Consider the following 2,021-nt stretch of genomic DNA (forward strand, 5'->3'; position numbering starts at 1 on the left):
CCGGGCCACTTTTGTGTGCGTGTGGTGTATGGGGGGCGTTAGGCGACGCAAATCCTCCACAGGCACCCCGCCGGGACTCCGGCGTGTGGGTTTTGGGTCGTCTAACGCCCCGAAACCCACACACCCTCCGACGATCGGTGTCGTGAGTGCTCGCGACGGCGCCTGGCCTGCGCAGGGTCCATGGTGGCGGTTGCGGGCGAGTGTGCCCCCGAGTGCGTACTACGCACCCAACGGCCCCCTCGCTTCATGCCCACCCGAGGCTCCAGAGCGCCTCGCCGGACCTGGTGAAGGAGTACCTCACCAGCCAGCCACATTCGGCTTTCCGCCCAATAGAACCGCCCGCAACGCTCACGACCCCGTGGTTGATCTTCCAGGCCGTATGATGCGGTGTGGACAACGTTGCCGGTGATCGGCTGACCGCTGCCGACCTTTACGAGATCCTGCGCCTGCGCGTGGACGTGTTCGTCGTCGAGCAGGAATGCCCGTACCCCGAGATCGACGGGCGCGACCTGCTGCCGACCACCCGGCATCTCTGGACCGAGGATTTCGGTTCGTACCTGCGGATTCTCGCCGAGCCCGATGGCGCGAGCCGGATCGGCCGCGTCGTCACGGCCAAGTCCGCGCGAGGCAAGGGACTCGCGGGCGAGTTGATGAAGGCCGCGCTGGACCACATCGGTGACGCGGACAGCGTGCTCGACTCGCAGACCTACGCGACCGGGTTCTACGCGAAGTTCGGGTTCGTTCCCGAGGGCGACGAGTTCCTCGAGGACGGCATCCCGCACATCACGATGCGAAGGCGCCACGTGGCGCGGTAGCGGTGATCACCTTCACCGCACGGTCCACATCGGACTCGGTGAGGTCGGCGCGCGCGGTCAGCCGCAGCCGGGAGATGCCGTCCGGCACGGACGGCGGCCGGAAGCAGCCGACCCGGATCCCTTGCTCCGCACAGGCCGCGGCCCAGGCGACGGCTTCGGCGGGCGTCGGCGCGTGCACCGAGATGACGGCGGCTTCCGGGACGGTGAGCGTGAAGCCCGCGGCCTTCAGCTGCATCGCGAGGTTCATCGAAGCGTCGCGCACCTTGGTCGCCAGCTCCGGCTCGGCCTTGAGCGCGTTGAGCGCGGCCAACGCCGCCGCCGCGCTCGACGGCGCGAGGCCGGTGTCGAAGATGAAACTGCGCGCGGTGTCGATCAGGTGCTTGATCACCCGGCGCGGCCCGAGTACCGCACCTCCTTGCGCGCCAAGGGATTTCGACAGCGTGATGGTGGTGACCACGTCCGGCGCCCCCGCCAGGCCCGCCGCGTGCACGGCGCCGCGGCCGCCTTCGCCGAGTACGCCGAAACCGTGCGCGTCGTCGATCAGCAGCGAGGCGTTCGTTTCGCGGCACGCCTGCGCCAGCTCGGCGAGCGGCGCGATGTCACCGTCCACGGAGAACACGGAATCGGTGACCACCAGCGCGCGTGGCTTGCGGCGCGTGCTCAGCGCGTGCGAAAACGCCTTCAGGTCGACGTGCGCGACGGCCGCGATGTCCGCGCGGCTCAGCCGGCAGCCCTCGATGAGCGAAGCGTGGATGTACTTGTCGGTCACGATCGCCGACTCGGCGCCGGACAACGCCGTCACCGCGCCGAGGTTCGCGGTGAAGCCGGAGGAGAACACCAGCGCGGCCTGCGCCCCGCAGAACCGCGCGAGCTCGTGCTCCAGCTCGGTGTGCAGCTCGGTCGTCCCGGTGACCAGCCGCGAACCGGTCGCACCGGCGCCCCAGCGCAACGCCGCCGCCGCGGCGGCACCCGCGACCCGCTTGTCCCTGGCCAGCCCCAGGTAGTCGTTCCCGGCGAGGTCGAGCTCGTCGGCGACCGGCGGCCGCGGCCGCAGCTGCCGGACCAGGCCCGCGCTCGCGCGCTTCTCGGCTTCGGCGTCCAGCCAGTCGAAGACGTTTTCGGGGGGAACGGGAGCAGTCACACCCCGCAGTCTCGCATGCAGGGGTCGTGAGTGTTCCCGCCGGTTCTAACCGGCGTAAACACTCA

At 70.0% G+C, this 2,021-nt stretch carries 2 protein-coding genes; one reads left to right on the forward strand and one right to left on the reverse strand.

Going from position 1 to position 2,021, the window contains the following annotated elements:
- Positions 1–389: 389 nt before the first annotated feature.
- Positions 390–815, forward strand: coding sequence for a GNAT family N-acetyltransferase (locus ACFV15_RS48115; protein ID WP_378360231.1), 426 nt, complete (start codon positions 390–392; stop codon positions 813–815).
- Here ACFV15_RS48115 and ACFV15_RS48120 read toward each other — a convergent pair.
- Positions 784–1,956: an 8-amino-7-oxononanoate synthase gene (locus ACFV15_RS48120; RefSeq protein ID WP_378360233.1), complete on the reverse strand. Its 1,173-nt coding sequence runs from the start codon at positions 1,954–1,956 to the stop codon at positions 784–786. The two genes, ACFV15_RS48115 and ACFV15_RS48120, sit on opposite strands and share 32 nt — an antisense overlap.
- Between the last annotated feature and the right edge of the window lie 65 nt (positions 1,957–2,021).

Origin of the sequence: Amycolatopsis sp. NPDC059657 (assembly GCF_042734395.1) — a bacterium.
GTDB lineage: Bacteria > Actinomycetota > Actinomycetes > Mycobacteriales > Pseudonocardiaceae > Amycolatopsis.